Below are 15,959 nucleotides of genomic sequence, written 5' to 3'. Positions count from 1 at the left end.
AGCCCCACGTCGCGCGGGCTCGGACGGGCTCACCAGCCTTCGGCGAGCACTCGGTCCAGCGCCGCCACGACCAGGTCGGCGCTCTGCGCCGTGAGGCACAGCGGAGGCTTGATCTTCAGCACGTTCGACCGCTCGGAGGTCGTCAGCACGATGACGCCCAGCTCCCGGAGCCGCTCGCAGATCGCGGCCGCCTCGGCCGCCGCGGGTTCCATGCTCTCGCGGTCGCGGACGAGCTCGACCCCGAGATAGAGGCCTTCGCCGTGCACTGGTCCGATGAGCGGATGGCGCTCGGCGAGCGCGCGGAGCCCCTCCGCCAGGCGCCCGCCCACGACGCGCGCGTTCTCCTGCAGCCCCTCGGCCGCCATCGCGTCGAGCACCGCGATGCCGACGCGGCAGCTGAGCGGGTTCCCACCCGCGGATGAGAAGAACTGCCCCTGGGCGGACAGCGCGTCAGCCACTCGCTTCGACGTGATCACCCCGCCGATCGGGAAGCCGTTGCCCATCGGCTTCGCGATCGTGATGATGTCGGGGACGACGCCGGACTGCTCGAAGCCCCAGAACGAGGATCCCATCCGGCCGAATCCGACCTGGACCTCATCGGCGATGCACAGCCCGCCTGCGGCGCGCACCCGGGCATAGGCCTCCGCGAGGTAGCCGTCCGGCAGCAGAACCCCGCCGGCGTTGCCGAGCACCGATTCGCAGATGAAGCCGGCCGGGGGACGCCCGTCGGCCGTGAGACGGTCGAGGTCGGCCCCCAGATCGGCGGCGTACCGCGATCCCGTCTCCTCGCCGCGGTAGGTGCCGCGGAACCGGTTGGGCACATCGGCCACGTGCACCCAGTCCGGGCGCGTGGCCAGGGCGTCGGGGTTGTCATAGGCGCTCGTGGTCACCGCATCGCTGGCCATGGTCCAGCCGTGATAGGCCTCCCGCAGCGACACCACGGTCTTGCGCCCGGTGGCCGCCTGGGCGAGTCGCAGCGCGAGATCGACCGCCTCGGAACCGCTGTTCACGAGCAGCACCGTGTCCAGGGCGTCCCGGTCGGTGCCGCCGCGGCGCGCCTGAACCGGCAGCAGCGCGAGGAGGCGCTCGCTGTACTCCGCGAGTTCGCGATACAGGAACCGGGAGTTGGTGTTCAGGATCCGGATCTGCCGGTTCACAGCGTCGGCGACGCCGGGGTGGCCGTGTCCGAGCCCCGTCACGTTGTTGACCATGTCGATGTAGGCGCGCCCGGTGGTGTCGACGAGGTGGTGCCGCCAGCCGCGCTCGACCTGCGGCGGGCGCTCGTAGTACCGTTCCTGGGCACTCGCGAACGTGCGCTCCCGGCGCGCGAGTTCAGCCGGCGCCTCGTCCCACTGCGCGAGCGCGGGCAGGCCGAGCCAGGGTGCCGGATCGGTGCTGAACCGGCGCCAGGCAGGCACCGACTCCGGGCTGACGAGCGCGGCGTCACCGAGCTCCGGCGCCGTCCCCGGGGCGTCGCGGCGCAGGATCGAGACCACCACGGTCCGAGCCGTCGTGCTGTCCGCGACCCAGCTGATCCCCTGCCCGGCCTCGACCTCGGCGCCGTGCTCGGGGGCGAATCCCGTGCCGCGGATCTCGCAGACCCAGTTCTCGGCGAAGACGACCCGCACCGTGCCGTACGCGGATCCCTCGATCCGCCCGGAGACCGGGGCGGCGAGCAGCATCTGCCCGCCCGCGGGCAGATGGATCGTTGTCCCGATCGGCCAGGTCGGCGCCGCCTCCGCGCTGTCCACGCGCGTGCGGGTGAGCCGGTAGACGCCGTAGGGCATCACCGCCGCCGCCGCCCCGCCGTCGAATGCGGCGCGGACGAGCACCTGCTCGATATCAGGCGAGAGCCACGCCCCGCCGGACAGATCCTCGGACTCGACGCCGGGATCGAGGACCGCGACGTCACCGTCGAGCCCGGGCAGGAGAGACGCGAGCGCTACGGCCGAGCTCTCTCGCATCGGGGTCTCGGGCAGCATCGCCGCCGCGGGGAACCCGAGCCTGTCGATAACGAGCTCGACCGCCTCGACGAGCGGCACCGCTGTCGCCGCGTCGAAGATCGCCTGCTCCCCCGCGATCCGCTCGCGGGCATACTCGTTGCCGCCGTCGATCTCGAGCTGACGCCAGCCGCTCGCCACGAGAAGGGCCGCGCGCAGCACGATCAGCGGCCAGACCGCGCGCGCCTCGGACTCGCTGAGGGGCGCCTCGGCGTGGAAGGCCGCGATGGTCTCGAGCACGCGCAGCGGCCGCTCGGGCTCGTGATGCAGCATCGACGATGCGCAGACCGCGAGCTCCGCGACCCGCCATCCGAGCGCCAGGTCGCCGAGGTCCAGCACCGTGCGCGGGTGCAACCGGGAATCCGCTCCCCGCTGGCCCATCACGTTGTCATCGGTGAGATCGCCGTGGATCGGCTGCACCGGCAGATCCACGGCGGCGGTTCCGAGAAGGCGTTCGGCCCGCGCGATCGCTTCGTCGACGCGAACTCGCAGCTCCGGCTCCTCGATCGACGGCAGCAGACGGCGCGCCTCCTCAGCCGCGACCCGCATGTCCCACATCTGCGGACGATCGAGGCCCGGATGCACCAGCTCGGCGAGTGCGTTCACGGACGCGGCGGCGAGGGATCCGAACTCGCGCAGCACCTCTGGCGCGAAGTAGCCGGCGTCGACCATCGCCTCCCCCTCGGCGAAGGCGCTCCGCCGCACCGAGAACCCGCGCCAGCGCTGGGTGAGGGCGCCGTCGAGGCCCGGCAACGCGGCGGGCACCGCGACGCCTGCCGCACGGTAGGCGTCGAGTGCGGCATGCTGCGCATCACGCGCCCTGTCGGGGAAGACCGGGTTGTCGACGCGCAGCACGCTGCGGGTGCCGTCCGCCTCGGTGAGCAGGAAGTTGCGGTCCTGGTTGCTGCCGAGTTCGGACGCGGTGGCGGTGATGCCCCAGAGCTCGCTCGCGATCGCGACGGCGTCAGAGGTGGTGACATCGGGGCGCACGAGACCCCCGGTCGGCTGTTCGGGCACAGCGGTCCCTTCGTTTGGAAGCGCGGGAAGCGTGGAGTGGTATCTCAGAGCGCGTGGTCGTCGGCGTGCCGCGCGAGTGAGCGGGCGTAGCGCTCGGTCAACTGGACCATGAGGTCGGGCGTCGAGCGGTCCACGCCGAACACGTAGCCGGGGAAGTCGAGCTCGTGCTGGGCCTCCCAGATCTGCTCATGCTGCTCGGGCGAGAGGATGCGCACCGGATCCCCGACCGCCACCCAGCCGATCGGCACCACGGTCTCCGGCGGCAGGGTCGTGCGCAGGTGCACCACCGCGTTGATGCGCACCTCGCTGCGCTCGCCGATCACCGCGCCGTTGAAGATCCGGGTCCCGGTGGCGAGGAACACCTCTTCGGCGATGGTCGCCCCCGAGATGCTCGCCATCGGCCCCACCAGCACGTGATCGCCGATGTGCACCGGGTTGGCGGCCGTGGCGCGGATGAGCGCGTTCTCCATCACGATGACGTGCTCGCCGAGCGTGATCGGACCGCCCTCCGCGGTGATGACGGCGCCGTGCAGCACCTGGCAGTTCTCCCCGATCGTGACGTCGCCGGAGATCACGGCGGACGGAGCGACGACGGCCGTGTCGTGGATGCGGGGCCGAGCCCCGAGGTGCTCGTAGATCATGTGACGAGCGTAGTGCTGAGCAGGCCGATCGTCAGGATCCGACGGGCGGGAGCAGCCCCTTGGCGGACGCCATCGTGCGGGCGATCAGCAGCGCCGGATCCCTGATCTCCCCCTCGATCAGGAGCTGATCCAGGTCGACGCGCGCCATCCGCGCCAGCTGCACCTTCTCGCTGGGATCGTCCGCCGATGCCCGGCCCTCCCGCACGCCAGGTGCGAAGAAGAGGTGCGTCTTCCAGACGCTCCGCCCGGGGTTGGCGAAGAAGGTGTGCAGCGGGATCAGCTCGGTCGCCACGACGCCGAGCTCCTCTTCGAGCTCGCGTCGTGCCGCCTGCTCCGGCATCTCGCCGAACGCGCCCGCGCCGCCCGGAAGATCCACGATCCAGCGATCGACCGGGTAGCGGTACTGCCGGGCCAGCAGCAGGTCGGCTCCGTCCTGCACGAGCACCGCAACGGTGAACGGCACGCTGCGGTCGACCTCGAACGTGGTGCGCTCGCCTGTGGGCAGCTGCACCTCGTCGACATCGATGCGCACCTTGCCGCGATGCGTCTCACGGGTCGAGATCCATTGCCAGCGGGGATCCACGGCAGGCTCGGGACGCACCCTAGAGCGCCGCGAGGGCTCCGGCGCCGGGACCGAGGCAGATCCCATGATCAGGACCGGATCCGTCTTCCGGGCCTTGGAGCGCGGTCCGGCGAGGTCCGCGGACCTCCCGGAGGCCGCCGGAGGCTCATCCGCGCGCAGCGCATCCTGCCGGTCCTGCATCAGCTGCTCCCGCACGAACGCCCGCCCCTCCGCCGCCGACAGCGCACGGTCGCGCCGCCGCGGCGCGGTGAGCCCGGCGCTCACGATGCCGCTCCTGCGTCGACGGTCTCCTCGGCCGGTGCGGATGCGGGGAACAGCGCAGTCAGCAGCTGACTCGTCCACTCGACCGGATCCGCCCTGTCCGCACCCGGCATGGGCACGACCAGCGCCTCTCCCCCGCCGACCAGCTTGGCCTGCGGGTAGAGCCGCTGCAGGCGCACCTTCATCGAGTCCTCGAAACGCGCCGGCGCGACCCGGAGGTTCGATCCCATCGCGACCACGTCGGTGAGCCCGGCGCGCGCGGCGCGACGCCGCAGCCGGGCGATCGCCACGAGGCCGGCGACCTCTGCCGGCGGAGCGCCGTACCGATCGGTGAGCTCCTCGACCACGTGGTCGATGGCGTCGTCCGCCGCCGTCGCCGTGGCCGCGCTGGACAGCTTCTGATACGCCTCCAGCCGCAGCCGCTCGCTGTCGATGTAGGAGTCGGGGATCCGCGCATCCACCGGCAGCTCCAGGCGCAGCTCGGCGCCCGTCTCGGTCTCCTCGCCGCGGAAGGTCGCGACAGCCTCACCGATCATGCGCAGGTACAGGTCGAAGCCGACGCCCGCGATGTGACCCGCCTGCTCCGCACCCAGAAGGTTGCCCGCGCCGCGCAGCTCGAGGTCCTTGAGCGCGACCTGCATGCCGGACCCGAGGTCGTTGTTCACCGCGATCGTCTGCAACCTGTCGGCGGCCGTCTCCGACAGCGGCTTCATCTCGTCGTACAGGAAGTAGGCATAGGCCCGCTCCCGCCCGCGCCCCACGCGCCCGCGGAGCTGGTGGAGCTGGCTGAGGCCGTAACGGTCGGCCCGGTCGATGATGATCGTGTTCGCGTTGGAGATGTCCAGGCCGGTCTCGATGATGGTCGTCGAGACGAGCACGTCGAACTTGCGCTCCCAGAAGTCGTCGACGACCTGCTCCAGCTGGTGCTCGCCCATCTGCCCGTGCGCGACGGCGATCCGCGCCTCGGGGACGAGCTCGGCGAGCTCACTCGCGGCGCGCTGGATCGACTGCACCCGGTTGTGCACGTAGAAGATCTGGCCCTCGCGGAGGATCTCGCGCCGGATCGCGGCGGCGACCTGCTTGTCGCTCTTGGGGCCCACGAACGAGAGGATCGGATGGCGGTCCTCGGGCGGGGTCTGCAGGGTCGACATCTCGCGGATGCCGGTGACCGCCATCTCGAGCGTGCGCGGGATCGGAGTGGCGCTCATCGCGAGGATGTCGACGTTGGTCTTCATCTTCTTGAGCGCGTCCTTGTGCTCGACGCCGAAGCGCTGCTCCTCGTCGATGATCATGAGGCCCAGATCCTTGAACATCACCTGGTCGGTGAGGATCCGGTGCGTGCCGATCACCATGTCGACGGATCCCTCCAACAGGCCGTCGAGCGTGAGCCGCGCCTCCTTGTCGGTCTGGAACCGCGACAGCGGACGCACTTTGACCGGGAAGCCCGCGAAGCGCTCCGTGAAGGTCTCGAGGTGCTGCTTGACGAGCAGCGTGGTCGGCACGAGCATCGCGACCTGCTTGCCGTCCTGGATCGCCTTGAACGCAGCGCGCACCGCGACCTCGGTCTTGCCGAAGCCGACGTCGCCCGAGAGCAGCCGATCCATCGGGATGGGCCGCTCCATGTCGGCCTTGATCTCGTCTATGGTCTGCAGCTGGTCGGGGGTCTCCGCGAACGGGAAGGCCTCCTCCAGCTCGCGCTGCCACGGGGTGTCCTTGGCGAAGGCGTACCCCTTGGCCGCCATCCGCGCCGAGTACAGCTTCACCAGCTCGACGGCGATGTCGCGCACTGCCTTGCGCGCCTTGCCCTTGGCGGCGGCCCAGTCGCTGCCACCCATCTTCGACAGCTGGGGCGCCTCCCCGCCGACGTACTTGGAGAGCAGGTCCAGCTGATCGGTGGGCACGTACAGCTTGTCGCCCGGGTAACCGCGCTTGGACGGCGCGTACTCGAGCACCAGGTAGTCCCGCGTGGTCTTCACGGCGTTGCGCCCGCCCGACGAGACCTCGCGCTGGGTCATCTCGACGAAGCGCGCGATGCCGTGCGTCTGGTGCACGACGAAGTCGCCCGCCTTGAGCTGCATCGGATCCACGACGTTCTTGCGTCGGGAGGCGAGCTTCTTGACGATGCGGGTGTCGCCGCCGATCGTGCGTCCGTAGAACTCGCTCTCGGTGAGGACCGCGATCTTCGCGGAGGCGACCTGGAAACCCGACTCGATGGCTCCCGTCACGAGCGTGGCGACGCCCGCGTCGGGAGCGCCCGGGAGAGAGTCGACCACACGGGCCGCGACCCCGCGGTCGGCGAGAACGTCCCTGGCGCGATCGACGAGGCCGGGGCCCGAGGCCACCAGGATGACCCGCCATCCGTCCGAGACACGGCCGGCGGTGAACTCGATCGCGCCGTCGACGTCGCCATGGAACGACGGGATCGGCGCCGCGCTCACGCCGTCGGTGCCCTGATCGAACACCGCATCCTCGGCGCCGGCGTCGAAGGCGCTCAGCCGCCACCACACGCCGTCGCGGCCATGCACGGCGGTGCGCAGTTCCGCAATGGAGAGGAAGTCGCCGGTCTGCAGGTCGATCGGTGCCGAGGCGCCCGCGGTCGCGGCGCTCCAGGCGGCGTCGAGGAACTCGCGGTTGGTCTCGCCGAGGCTCGCCGCGCGGGCGCCGGACCGCTCCGGATCCACGAGCGCGACCGCCGCGTGCTCGGGCAGGTAGTCCGTGAGCGGCACCACAGGACCGGCGACGACGGGCAGGAGCGACTCCATGCCCTCGACCGGGATCCCTTCCGCCATCTTCTGCAGCATCCCGGCGATGCCGGGGAAGGCGTCGACGAGAGCGCCCGCCCGCTCGCGCACCTCCGCCGTCAGCAGCAGCTCGCGACTGGCGGGCAGGGAGACGCTCGACGGCGCTGCGGGGAGGGAGCGCTGATCCGCGACAGAGAAGAGCCGGATCTGGTCCACCTCGTCGCCGAAGAACTCCACCCGCGAGGGATGTTCTGCCGTCGGCGGGAAGACGTCGAGGATGCCGCCGCGCACCGCGAACTCTCCGCGGCGGGAGACCATGTCGACACGCGAATAGGCGCGTTCCACGAGGGAAGCGGCGACGCCGTCGAGATCGTAGCCTCGTCCGCCGACCGTGAGCTCGAGGGGTTCGACGTCGCCGAGCCCCGCGGCGACGGGCTGCAGGGCCGCGCGCACCGACGCGACGACGACGAGCGGGCGTTCCCCCGACCAGACCCGCATCCGGCGCAGCACTTCGAGGCGCCGCCCGACGGTGTCGGGGCTGGGGCTGAGTCGCTCGTGGGGCAGCGTCTCCCACGCGGGGAAGGACAGGATCTCGGCGTCGGGAAGGTAGGAGCCGAGGGCGGCAGCGAGGGATTCGGCACGGCGCCCGGTCGGCGCGACCACGAGCAGCGCCCCCGGCTTGCCCGCGGCGGCGCGGCGCTCGAGAAGCCCCGCGAGCATGGGCGCGTCCATGCCTGCGCTCGCGAGCAGGTCGGCGTCGGTCTGCGCCCAAGTCAGGGCGTCGCGGAATCCGGACGCCTCCTCTTCCAGAGCGCGGATGATCCCCTGCACAGTCACCGGAAGAGTCTACGTGCCGTCGCCGACACGGGAGCCGTCCATCGCCTCTCGTCGTAGGTCCGATGCCGACCCTAGGATGAACGCGTGACCGATCCGCAGCAGCCCGCTCCCGTTCCGCCGCCCGCCGCGACGGGATATCCGGCACCGCCGATCGCGCCTCCCGCCTACGGCGCACCGCAGCGGTTCGCGCAGCCCACCGCCCCGGTCTACCAGGCCCCTCCCGGAGCGTTCTCCGGACCTGCCGGGGGCTTCACGACCCCCTACGCGCCGACGCCGCAGACGGCCCGTGGTTCGGGGCTCGGCCGCACGGCTCTGCTGCTCTCGCTCGTCGCCACCGTCGTGCTGACCGTCGTCGGAGCCGTGCTCGCGTGGCAGGTCGGAAACGGCATCGGATCCTCGGCCGACCTGACGACCCTCGAGAATCAGGTCGGCGCCGGCGACCTGTCGATCCTGACACCCGTGCGGGACCTCGTGCTGTGGGTCGAGATCACGTCGTGGGCCGCGACCGCGCTGGGGATCTGGGCACTGGTGCAGGGCATCGTCGCGATCGCCAAGCGGCGCGGACGCGGATCCGGCGTCGCGGCCGTCATCATCGCCGCGCTGGGGCCGTTCGTCTACTTCGTGGTCGGCTACCTGGCCTTCGCAATCGCACTGGGCGTGGCGGCCTCGCAGAGCTGACGCGACGCGATCTGCCCGGCACGCGGTGCAGCCGCGGTCAGCGCGGCGCGTGGTGCTTCTGCTGCGCGGCGAGCAGGCCCTCCTCGACCAGCTGCTCCACGGCGTCCGCCGCGTCGGAGATGAGGATCGGGAGATTCGAGCGCTCCGCGGCGCCGAACGGTGCGAGCACCCAGTCCGCGGGATCCTGCCGACCGGGCGGACGCCCGATCCCGACCCGCACCCGCGGGAAGTCCGGGGTCGTGAGCACCCGGGCGACGTCACGGATGCCGTTGTGTCCCCCGTGCCCGCCGCCGACCTTGAGCTTGATGGTGTCGAACGGGATGTCCAGCTCGTCGTGCACGAGCACGACCCGCTCGGGGTCGACGGAGTAGAACCGCGCGAGGGCGCCGACCGGGGCGCCGGACACGTTCATGAAGCTGTTGGGCTTGGCGAGCACGAGCTTGTCGCCGCCCGGCCGCACCCAGGTCTCCACGACCCGGGCGCCGGCCTTGTGCTCACGGAACGCCTCGCCACGCCGCGCCGCGAGCTCGTCCAAGACCATCTGACCCACGTTGTGCCGGGTCGCGGCGTACTTCGGGCCCGGGTTGCCGAGCCCTACCACCAGCCACGTCTGCGCCATGGATCCATCCTCCCGGAGAGAAGAAGAAGGGAGCGCGAAAGAATCGCGCTCCCTTCTCAGAGTTCTGAGAACCGAAAGGTCACTCCGCCTTGGAGGCGATCGCGTCCGCCTCGAGGGCGTCGCCCTCGGCCTCGGCGAGCGAGTCGGCGACGTTCTGCGCGGAGACGGCCACGATGAGCAGCTCCGGGTCGGCGACCAGCGTGACACCCTTGGGCAGCTTCACGTCGGCGGCGGTGATGTGCGAGCCCTCCTCGAGGCCCTCGACGGAGACCTCGACGTGCTCGGGGATGTGGGTGGCCTCGGCCTCGACGGCGACGTGCGTGTTCTCCAGCTGCACGATCGTGCCTGCGAACGCCTCGCCCACGACGACGACGGGGAGCTCGATCGAGACCTTCTCGCCCTTCTTCACCACGAGCAGGTCGATGTGCTCGATGATCTGGTGCACCGGGTCCTTCTGCACGTCCTTGACCAGGGCGAGCTCGGCGCGACCCTCGATGTCCAGCTCGAGCAGCGCGTTGGCGCGACGGATGAGCAGGGCGACCTGGTGGCCCGGCAGCGCGACGTGCACCGGCTCGGTGCCGTGGCCGTAGATGACGGCCGGGATCTGGCCCGCGGCGCGCAGGCGGCGGGCGAAGCCCTTGCCGAAGCTGGTGCGGAGCTCGGCGACAACCTTGTTGTCTTCGGTCATGGTGTTCTCCTTGTTCACACGCGGCTCGAGGCCGCGCGGTGGTCTGGGTGCGTCGTCTCGACACGACGGAAGGAGAGCCAGAGCTCGCCGCGTCGATCACGGATGCGCGCACACGTGCGTCATCCCTCGCCGAGGACCACACCATGCTACCCGAGTTCGGCGCGTTGTTCTGACGGTAGGCTGTACGGCATGACCGATGGTGCATTCCTCTCCGAAGCGCTGGCCTGGCTGATCGGCCTGATGGCCGTCGGCGCGACCGTACTCTGCTTCGGCGCGTTGTTCTCGCTCGGCCGCTCCGGCTACCGCAAGGACTGACGAACCACACACGAAGAACCGCGCCGCCCCTTCGGACGACGCGGTTCTTCTCGTGTGTGCCCTTCGACAGGCTCAGGGACCGGTCATCCGACGCCGAGATAGGCCTCCTTGACGGCCGGATCGGCGAGCAGCTCCTTGCCGGTTCCGGTGCGGGTGATCGCCCCGGTCTCCAGCACGAAGGCGCGGTGCGCGCGTGCGAGCGCCTGGTTCGCGTTCTGCTCCACCAGCAACACCGTCGTGCCCTGCGCGTTGATCTCCGTGATGATCTTGAAGATCTGCCGGATGAACTGCGGGGCGAGACCCATCGAGGGCTCGTCCAGCAGCAGCACGCGCGGCTGGGACATCAGCGCCCGCCCGATGGCGAGCATCTGCTGCTCGCCTCCGGACATCGTGCCTCCCAGCTGCTTCTTGCGCTCGTCCAGCCGCGGGAAGAGCGAGAACACGCGCTCGTACGACTCGGCGACGCCCGACTTGCTCTTCAGACCGAACGTGCCCATGTCGAGGTTCTCCAGCACCGTCATGCCGGGGAAGATCCCCCGGCCCTCGGGCGACTGCGAGATCCCCTTGACGACGCGCAGGTGCGCCTTCATCTTGGTGATGTCCTCGCCATCGAACGTGATGGATCCAGTGGACGGCTGCAGCAGTCCCGAGATCGTGCGCATGGTCGTGGTCTTGCCCGCGCCGTTCGCGCCGATCAGCGAGACGATCTCACCCTCGTCCACCGAGAAGGAGATGTCGTGGATCGCCTTGATCCGTCCGTAGTGGACCGAGACGTCCTTCAGTTCAAGCAACGTCATCTTCGGGCACTCCCAGGTAGGCGGCGATCACGCGCGGATCGTTGCGGATGGCGGCGGGCAGGTCATCGGCGATCTTCTTGCCGAACTCCAGCACCACGATGCGGTCGGTGACACCCATCACGAGCTTCATATCGTGCTCGATGAGCAGCACCGTGTAGCCCTCGTCGCGGATGGAGCGGATGAGGGCCATCAGATCCTCCTTCTCAGCCGGATTGAAGCCGGCGGCCGGCTCGTCCAGGCAGAGGAGCTTCGGATCCGTTCCGAGGGCGCGGGCGATCTCGAGGCGTCGCTGGGATCCATAGGACAGATCCCGTGAGCGCTTCTGCGCGTGCTGCGCGATCCCGACGAAGTCGAGCAGGGCCATCGCACGATCGACCGAGCTCTTCTCCTCCCGCACGTGCCTGGGCAGCCGCAGCAGAGCTCCCGGCACCGAGGTGCGGTGCCGCGCGTCCAACCCGACGACGACGTTCTCCAGAGCGGTCATCTCGCCGAAGAGGCGGATGTTCTGGAACGTGCGGGCGAAGCCCAGACGCGTGATCTGGTGCTGCTTGCGTCCCTTGACCGACTGGCCTTCGAGCAGCACGTCGCCGCTGGTGGGCTTGTAGACGCCGGTCATGGCGTTGAAGCACGTCGTCTTGCCGGCGCCGTTCGGTCCGATCAGACCGAGGATCTCACCGCGCTTGATGTCGAACGACACGTCGTCCAGAGCGGTGAGACCGCCGAAGCGGATGGTGAGGTTCTTCACCTCGACCAGCTTCTCGCCGACCTCGACCTCGATCTCGCGCTCGGACTCGGCGCCCTCGACGAGCGGCGGGTCCTCACCCGGCACGATGTCGGGCTGCGCGCCCTCGGGCATCTCGGCAGCCACCGCGTCCGTCACGGACTCCTCCGGAGCCGCGTCGGCGGGAACCTGGTTCTCGTTCGGATCGGTCATGACGCACCTCCCTCAGTGCTCGGCTTGGGCGTTCGCGTCGGTTCCGCCCTGGGGGGTTTCGGCGGCGCAATCCACTCGATCGCCTTGCGCGAGTAGGCCATCAGACGCATCTTGGCCGGGATCAGACCCTGCGAGCGGTAGATCATCAGGATCACCAGAGCGACACCGAAGATGAGGTACTTGTACTCGGCGATCGCCGTGAAGCGCAGCGGGATGTACGCCACGATCGCGCCGCCCAGGATCGCACCGACCTTGTTGCCCGTGCCGCCGAGGACGACGGCGGCGAGGAACAGGATCGAGGTCTGCACGTCGAACTTCTGGTTGTTCACGAAGCCGATCTGCCCTGCCATCAGCGCGCCGGAGAGGCCGCCGACGCTCGCGCCGATCGCGAACGCCCACACCTTGTACTTGAAGGTGGGCACGCCCATCGTCTCGGCGGCGTCCTCGTCCTCGCGGATCGCGATGAATGCGCGGCCGACGCGCGAGCGCTCGAGGTTGCCCACCAGCAGCAGCACGATGATGAGGATCGTGATGGTCAGCCAGTACCACGGTACGCCGTTCGAGTTGGAGAAGATCGGCACTCCGGAGGCGGTCTCCCCCGGCGGGCGACCGATGTTCTGGAAGCCGACCTGACCCTTCATGGCCGGGATGATCGTCGCGAGGATCCGCACGATCTCTCCGAAGCCGAGCGTCACGATCGCGAGGTAGTCTCCGCGCAGTCGAAGCGTGGGCACGCCCAGGACGACGCCGAAGATCATCGCGACGACCATGGCCGCCGGCAGCGTCCACAGGTACGGGATCTTCAGGTAGGGCGAGTCGGGGCTGGTGAACATCGCCGCGGTGTACTGGCCGACGGCGAAGAACGCGACGTAGCCGAGGTCGAGCAGACCCGCGTAGCCGACGACGACGTTCAGCCCGACCGCGACGAGCGCGTAGACCGCCATCGAGAACAGCGCGATCGACCAGTTGTTGCCCGGCGACGTGCTGAGCGGGAAGAAGTCCAGGAACGGCAACGCGTAGGCGATCGCGACCACGGGCAGCATCCATGCCCACTGCATGGGACGCGACATCTCGTTCCAGCGTTCGCGGAGCCCGCGGAACGGACCGCGACGTGCGGTGGCGATCGATTCTGTCTCGATCGTCTCTCGGGCCGACTCGGCCGTGGGCAGCGGGCGGGGCCCGTCGGATGAGGTGCTCATGCCTTGCTCCTTCCGAGCGTGGTGCCCAGGATGCCGGTCGGGCGGACCAGCAGCACGAGGACGAGGATGACGAAGGCCACGACGTCGGCCCACTGCGCATCCCCGAGGAGGATCTGCCCGTAGTTACCGACGACGCCCAGCAGGATGCCGCCGAGCAGCGCACCCCGGACGTTGCCGATGCCGCCGAGGACAGCGGCGGCGAACGCCTTGACGCCGAGGATGAACCCGCCGTTGTAGATGACACCGGAGGGCACCAGCATCACGTAGAACAGGGCCGCGGCGCCGGCGAGCAGGCCGCCGATGACGAACGTGATCACGATGGTGCGCTCCTTGGAGACGCCCATCAGGGTCGCGGTGTCCGGATCCTGCGCGACGGCGCGGATCCCGCGTCCGGTGCGACTGCGGCGGATGAACATGTCGGTGCCGACCATGAGCAGGATCGCGGCGACCACGATGATGATCTGCTGGTTGGTGATGATCGTGCCGAAGACATCGAAGACCGGCTCCGGGATGAACATCGTCACGGCGGGCTGCGCGTTCGCCCCGCCGACGAACGGCAGGAAGATGAGGTACTGGATCGCGAAGGAGACGCCGATCGCGGTGATCAGGAACGCGAGCCTCGGCGCGTTGCGTTTGCGCAGCGGTCTATAGGCCACGCGTTCCACGAGGAAGGCTGTGACCGCCGAGGCGAGCATGCCGACCACGAGCGCCAGCAGCAGATCCATGATGATCTCAGCCGGGCCGATGGTCGGCGCGCTCGGGCCGAAGCCGAGCGTGGTCAGTGTGACGACCACCCCGTATGCGCCCACGATGAAGACCTCGGAGTGGGCGAAGTTGATCAGGCTGAGCACGCCGTAGACGAGCGTGTAGCCGACCGCGATGAGGCCGTAGACGGCCCCGAAGGTGAGACCGTCGAAGGTCGCGCTCCAGAAGTTCTGGAACAGCGCATTGACGTCGAAATTGATCCATGAGTTGTCCGCGTGCACGACGGACTGGGCGAGAAGATCCAGCATTCAGGTTCGCTTCCACAGGGGGCGCTCGTGGCGCCGGGAAAGAGCAGGAGAAGAAGGGCCCCGCGACGCAGCTCGTGCGTCGCGGGGCCGGTGGATCACTTGCCGATCTGTCCGACGTAGACGATCTTGCCGCCGTCGACCTTGTAGCCGTAGACCGCGGGAGCCTGCAGCTCACCCGTGGCGTCCCACTTGTAGTGCTTGCTCAGCCCGTCCTTGTCGTAGTTCTTGACCCAGTCCTTGAGGTCTGCGCGGGTCTGCTTGCCCGCGTCGATGCCGGCCAGCAGCACGGTGGTGGCGTCGTAGCCCTCGATGGAGTAGGTGCCGGGAGCCGCGTTGGACGCGTCCTGGTACTGCTTGGCGAAGTCGGTCAGCAGTTCGCCCGGGATGCAGGGGCAGGTGAAGTACGCGTTCTTGGACGCGTCACCGGCGAGTTTGATGAACTGGTCGTCCTTCACGCCGTCGGGGCCGACGAAGGCGCCCTTGTAGCCCTTGGAGACGAGCTGCTGGTCGAACGGCGCACCCTCGGCGTAGTAGCCGGCGTAGTAGACCGCGTCGGGCTTCGCGTTCATGATCTTCGAGATCGTGGCCGAGAAGTCCTTCTGACCGGTGGTGACCTTGTCCGTGCCCACCAGTGCGGAGCCGAGCGCGTCGCTGGTCGCGGTGCCGAGGCCGATGCCGTAGTCCGAGTCGTCCTGCACCAGGTAGACCTTCTTGGCCTTCAGCGTGTCGGTGACGAACTTCGCCGCGGCGGGACCCTGCTGCGAGTCGTTGCCGAGGGCGCGGAAGAAGGTGGTCCAGCCGTTCTTGGTCAGGCCGGGGTTGGTCGCCGACGGCGTCAGGTGCACGAGGCCCTGCTGCTCGAAGATGTTGCCGGTCGCCTTGGACTCTCCGGAGAACGGCAGGCCGATGACGCCGACGATGTCGGCCTCGCCCACGGCCTGGGTCACGGGACCGGTCGCCTTGTCGGGCGTTCCCTCGGTATCGAACTTCTTGAACTGCACCTGGCAGTCGGGGTTGGCCTTGTTGTGCTGGTCGATCGCGAGCTGCACGCCGTTGAAGATGTTGATGCCGAGCTGGGCGTTTGCGCCCGTCTCCGCGCCGATGTAGGCGATCGTGGTCGTCGCCGCGCACTTGCCCTTGCCGTCACCCGCGGGCAGGACTGCGTCCTTCGGGGTGTCGACCGAGGTGACGGCGGGGACGTCGATCCCGCCTCCGTTGCTCGACGTCGGGGTTCCTCCAGCCTTGTTCGCACAACCTGCGAGCAAGAGCAGGGCCGCTGCTGCTGCGACGCCCGCGGTGAGGGCCTTCTTTCGCATCATTTTGTGATTGCCTTCCGATTCGGGTCATCGACCGCTCCTTGCGAACGTCGATGTCATCAAGGGTGTGGTGAGCGTACCTCTTTGCACGCGCTCCGCGAACGACATTAGTCCGACGGCGTCCGGAATTTCGCTCCCCCGCGACGAACGGGTATTCGGATCGTTACATGCTGTTCTCGCGACCGACACATCCACGCACGCGACGCACGCTCCGGGCGCACCTCCCCCGTGGATCCCCCGACGGCGAACGTCATCGACATCGTCGGCGAGGACCCACCGGGTAGCCTGGGAAGCCCACCCACGCTGTCGTCTGGAGTCCC

The 15,959-nt window shown here is 69.3% G+C and carries 13 protein-coding genes; 2 read left to right on the top strand and 11 right to left on the bottom strand.

Translation table 11 applies throughout. The features are described 5' to 3' along the window. Positions 1-29: 29 nt before the first annotated feature. Genes AC1DCT_RS16685 through mfd form a run of 4 tightly spaced genes read right to left on the bottom strand, consistent with a single transcriptional unit; the run spans position 30 to position 8,080 of the window. Positions 30-3,017 carry an aminotransferase gene (locus tag AC1DCT_RS16685; RefSeq protein ID WP_477430388.1) on the bottom strand — a complete coding sequence of 996 codons (2,988 nt, stop codon included), beginning with the start codon at positions 3,015-3,017 and terminating at the stop codon, positions 30-32. A gap of 44 nt (positions 3,018-3,061) precedes the next feature. After that, a complete protein-coding gene (locus tag AC1DCT_RS16680; protein ID WP_440732366.1) occupies positions 3,062-3,658 on the bottom strand; it encodes a gamma carbonic anhydrase family protein in 597 nt (198 codons plus the stop codon). 31 nt (positions 3,659-3,689) lie between these two features. After that, complete coding sequence (locus AC1DCT_RS16675; RefSeq protein ID WP_441976656.1) at positions 3,690-4,505, bottom strand: NUDIX hydrolase; 816 nt, start codon at positions 4,503-4,505, stop codon at positions 3,690-3,692. After that, positions 4,502-8,080: a transcription-repair coupling factor gene (mfd, locus tag AC1DCT_RS16670; protein ID WP_477230822.1), complete on the bottom strand. Its 3,579-nt coding sequence runs from the start codon at positions 8,078-8,080 to the stop codon at positions 4,502-4,504. Before mfd ends, AC1DCT_RS16675 begins: the two co-directional genes overlap by 4 nt. 84 nt (positions 8,081-8,164) lie before the next feature. Here mfd and AC1DCT_RS16665 point away from each other — a divergent pair, with 84 nt between their 5' ends. Beyond that, a complete protein-coding gene (locus AC1DCT_RS16665; RefSeq protein WP_477230823.1) occupies positions 8,165-8,758 on the top strand; it encodes a hypothetical protein in 594 nt (197 codons plus the stop codon). A gap of 37 nt (positions 8,759-8,795) precedes the next feature. Here the strand turns inward: AC1DCT_RS16665 and pth are convergent, their stop codons facing one another. Beyond that, positions 8,796-9,377, bottom strand: coding sequence for an aminoacyl-tRNA hydrolase (gene pth, locus AC1DCT_RS16660; RefSeq protein ID WP_440732370.1), 582 nt, complete (start codon positions 9,375-9,377; stop codon positions 8,796-8,798). A gap of 79 nt (positions 9,378-9,456) precedes the next feature. Then, positions 9,457-10,065, bottom strand: coding sequence for a 50S ribosomal protein L25/general stress protein Ctc (locus AC1DCT_RS16655; RefSeq protein ID WP_440732371.1), 609 nt, complete (start codon positions 10,063-10,065; stop codon positions 9,457-9,459). A 189-nt stretch (positions 10,066-10,254) separates the two neighbouring features. Between AC1DCT_RS16655 and AC1DCT_RS16650 the strand changes: the two genes are divergently transcribed. Continuing rightward, entirely contained in the window at positions 10,255-10,380 is a 126-nt protein-coding gene (locus tag AC1DCT_RS16650; RefSeq protein WP_258955456.1) for a hypothetical protein, read from the top strand. An 83-nt stretch (positions 10,381-10,463) separates the two neighbouring features. On the opposite strand, the gene AC1DCT_RS16645 is transcribed toward AC1DCT_RS16650, so the two are convergent. The 5 genes from AC1DCT_RS16645 to AC1DCT_RS16625 form a co-directional block, all read right to left on the bottom strand. Beyond that, positions 10,464-11,177 carry an ABC transporter ATP-binding protein gene (locus AC1DCT_RS16645; RefSeq protein WP_440732372.1) on the bottom strand — a complete coding sequence of 238 codons (714 nt, stop codon included), beginning with the start codon at positions 11,175-11,177 and terminating at the stop codon, positions 10,464-10,466. Next, positions 11,164-12,111: an ABC transporter ATP-binding protein gene (locus AC1DCT_RS16640; protein WP_440732373.1), complete on the bottom strand. Its 948-nt coding sequence runs from the start codon at positions 12,109-12,111 to the stop codon at positions 11,164-11,166. Before AC1DCT_RS16640 ends, AC1DCT_RS16645 begins: the two co-directional genes overlap by 14 nt. Next, positions 12,108-13,310 (bottom strand): branched-chain amino acid ABC transporter permease, encoded by a 1,203-nt coding sequence (locus AC1DCT_RS16635; protein WP_440732374.1) that lies wholly within the window; start codon positions 13,308-13,310, stop codon positions 12,108-12,110. Before AC1DCT_RS16635 ends, AC1DCT_RS16640 begins: the two co-directional genes overlap by 4 nt. Further along, a complete protein-coding gene (locus tag AC1DCT_RS16630; RefSeq protein ID WP_440732375.1) occupies positions 13,307-14,323 on the bottom strand; it encodes a branched-chain amino acid ABC transporter permease in 1,017 nt (338 codons plus the stop codon). Before AC1DCT_RS16630 ends, AC1DCT_RS16635 begins: the two co-directional genes overlap by 4 nt. A 95-nt stretch (positions 14,324-14,418) precedes the next feature. Then, positions 14,419-15,642 carry a branched-chain amino acid ABC transporter substrate-binding protein gene (locus AC1DCT_RS16625; protein ID WP_477430387.1) on the bottom strand — a complete coding sequence of 408 codons (1,224 nt, stop codon included), beginning with the start codon at positions 15,640-15,642 and terminating at the stop codon, positions 14,419-14,421. Between the last annotated feature and the right edge of the window lie 317 nt (positions 15,643-15,959).

Source organism: Microbacterium sp. 10L49, from assembly GCF_056395125.1.
Note: the sequence above shows the minus strand (reverse complement) of the source record. Positions and strands in the feature narration are given on the sequence as shown.

Bases quoted from the DNA above. Each gene is read 5' to 3' on its own strand.
- AC1DCT_RS16680 (WP_440732366.1), bottom strand. From the start codon at position 3,658: ATGATCTACGAGCACCTCGGGGCTCGGCCCCGCATCCACGACACGGCC.
- pth (WP_440732370.1), bottom strand. From the start codon at position 9,377: ATGGCGCAGACGTGGCTGGTGGTAGGGCTCGGCAACCCGGGCCCGAAG.
- AC1DCT_RS16655 (WP_440732371.1), bottom strand. From the start codon at position 10,065: ATGACCGAAGACAACAAGGTTGTCGCCGAGCTCCGCACCAGCTTCGGC.
- AC1DCT_RS16650 (WP_258955456.1), top strand. From the start codon at position 10,255: ATGACCGATGGTGCATTCCTCTCCGAAGCGCTGGCCTGGCTGATCGGC.
- AC1DCT_RS16645 (WP_440732372.1), bottom strand. From the start codon at position 11,177: ATGACGTTGCTTGAACTGAAGGACGTCTCGGTCCACTACGGACGGATC.
- AC1DCT_RS16640 (WP_440732373.1), bottom strand. From the start codon at position 12,111: ATGACCGATCCGAACGAGAACCAGGTTCCCGCCGACGCGGCTCCGGAG.
- AC1DCT_RS16635 (WP_440732374.1), bottom strand. From the start codon at position 13,310: ATGAGCACCTCATCCGACGGGCCCCGCCCGCTGCCCACGGCCGAGTCG.
- AC1DCT_RS16630 (WP_440732375.1), bottom strand. From the start codon at position 14,323: ATGCTGGATCTTCTCGCCCAGTCCGTCGTGCACGCGGACAACTCATGG.
- AC1DCT_RS16625 (WP_477430387.1), bottom strand. From the start codon at position 15,642: ATGATGCGAAAGAAGGCCCTCACCGCGGGCGTCGCAGCAGCAGCGGCC.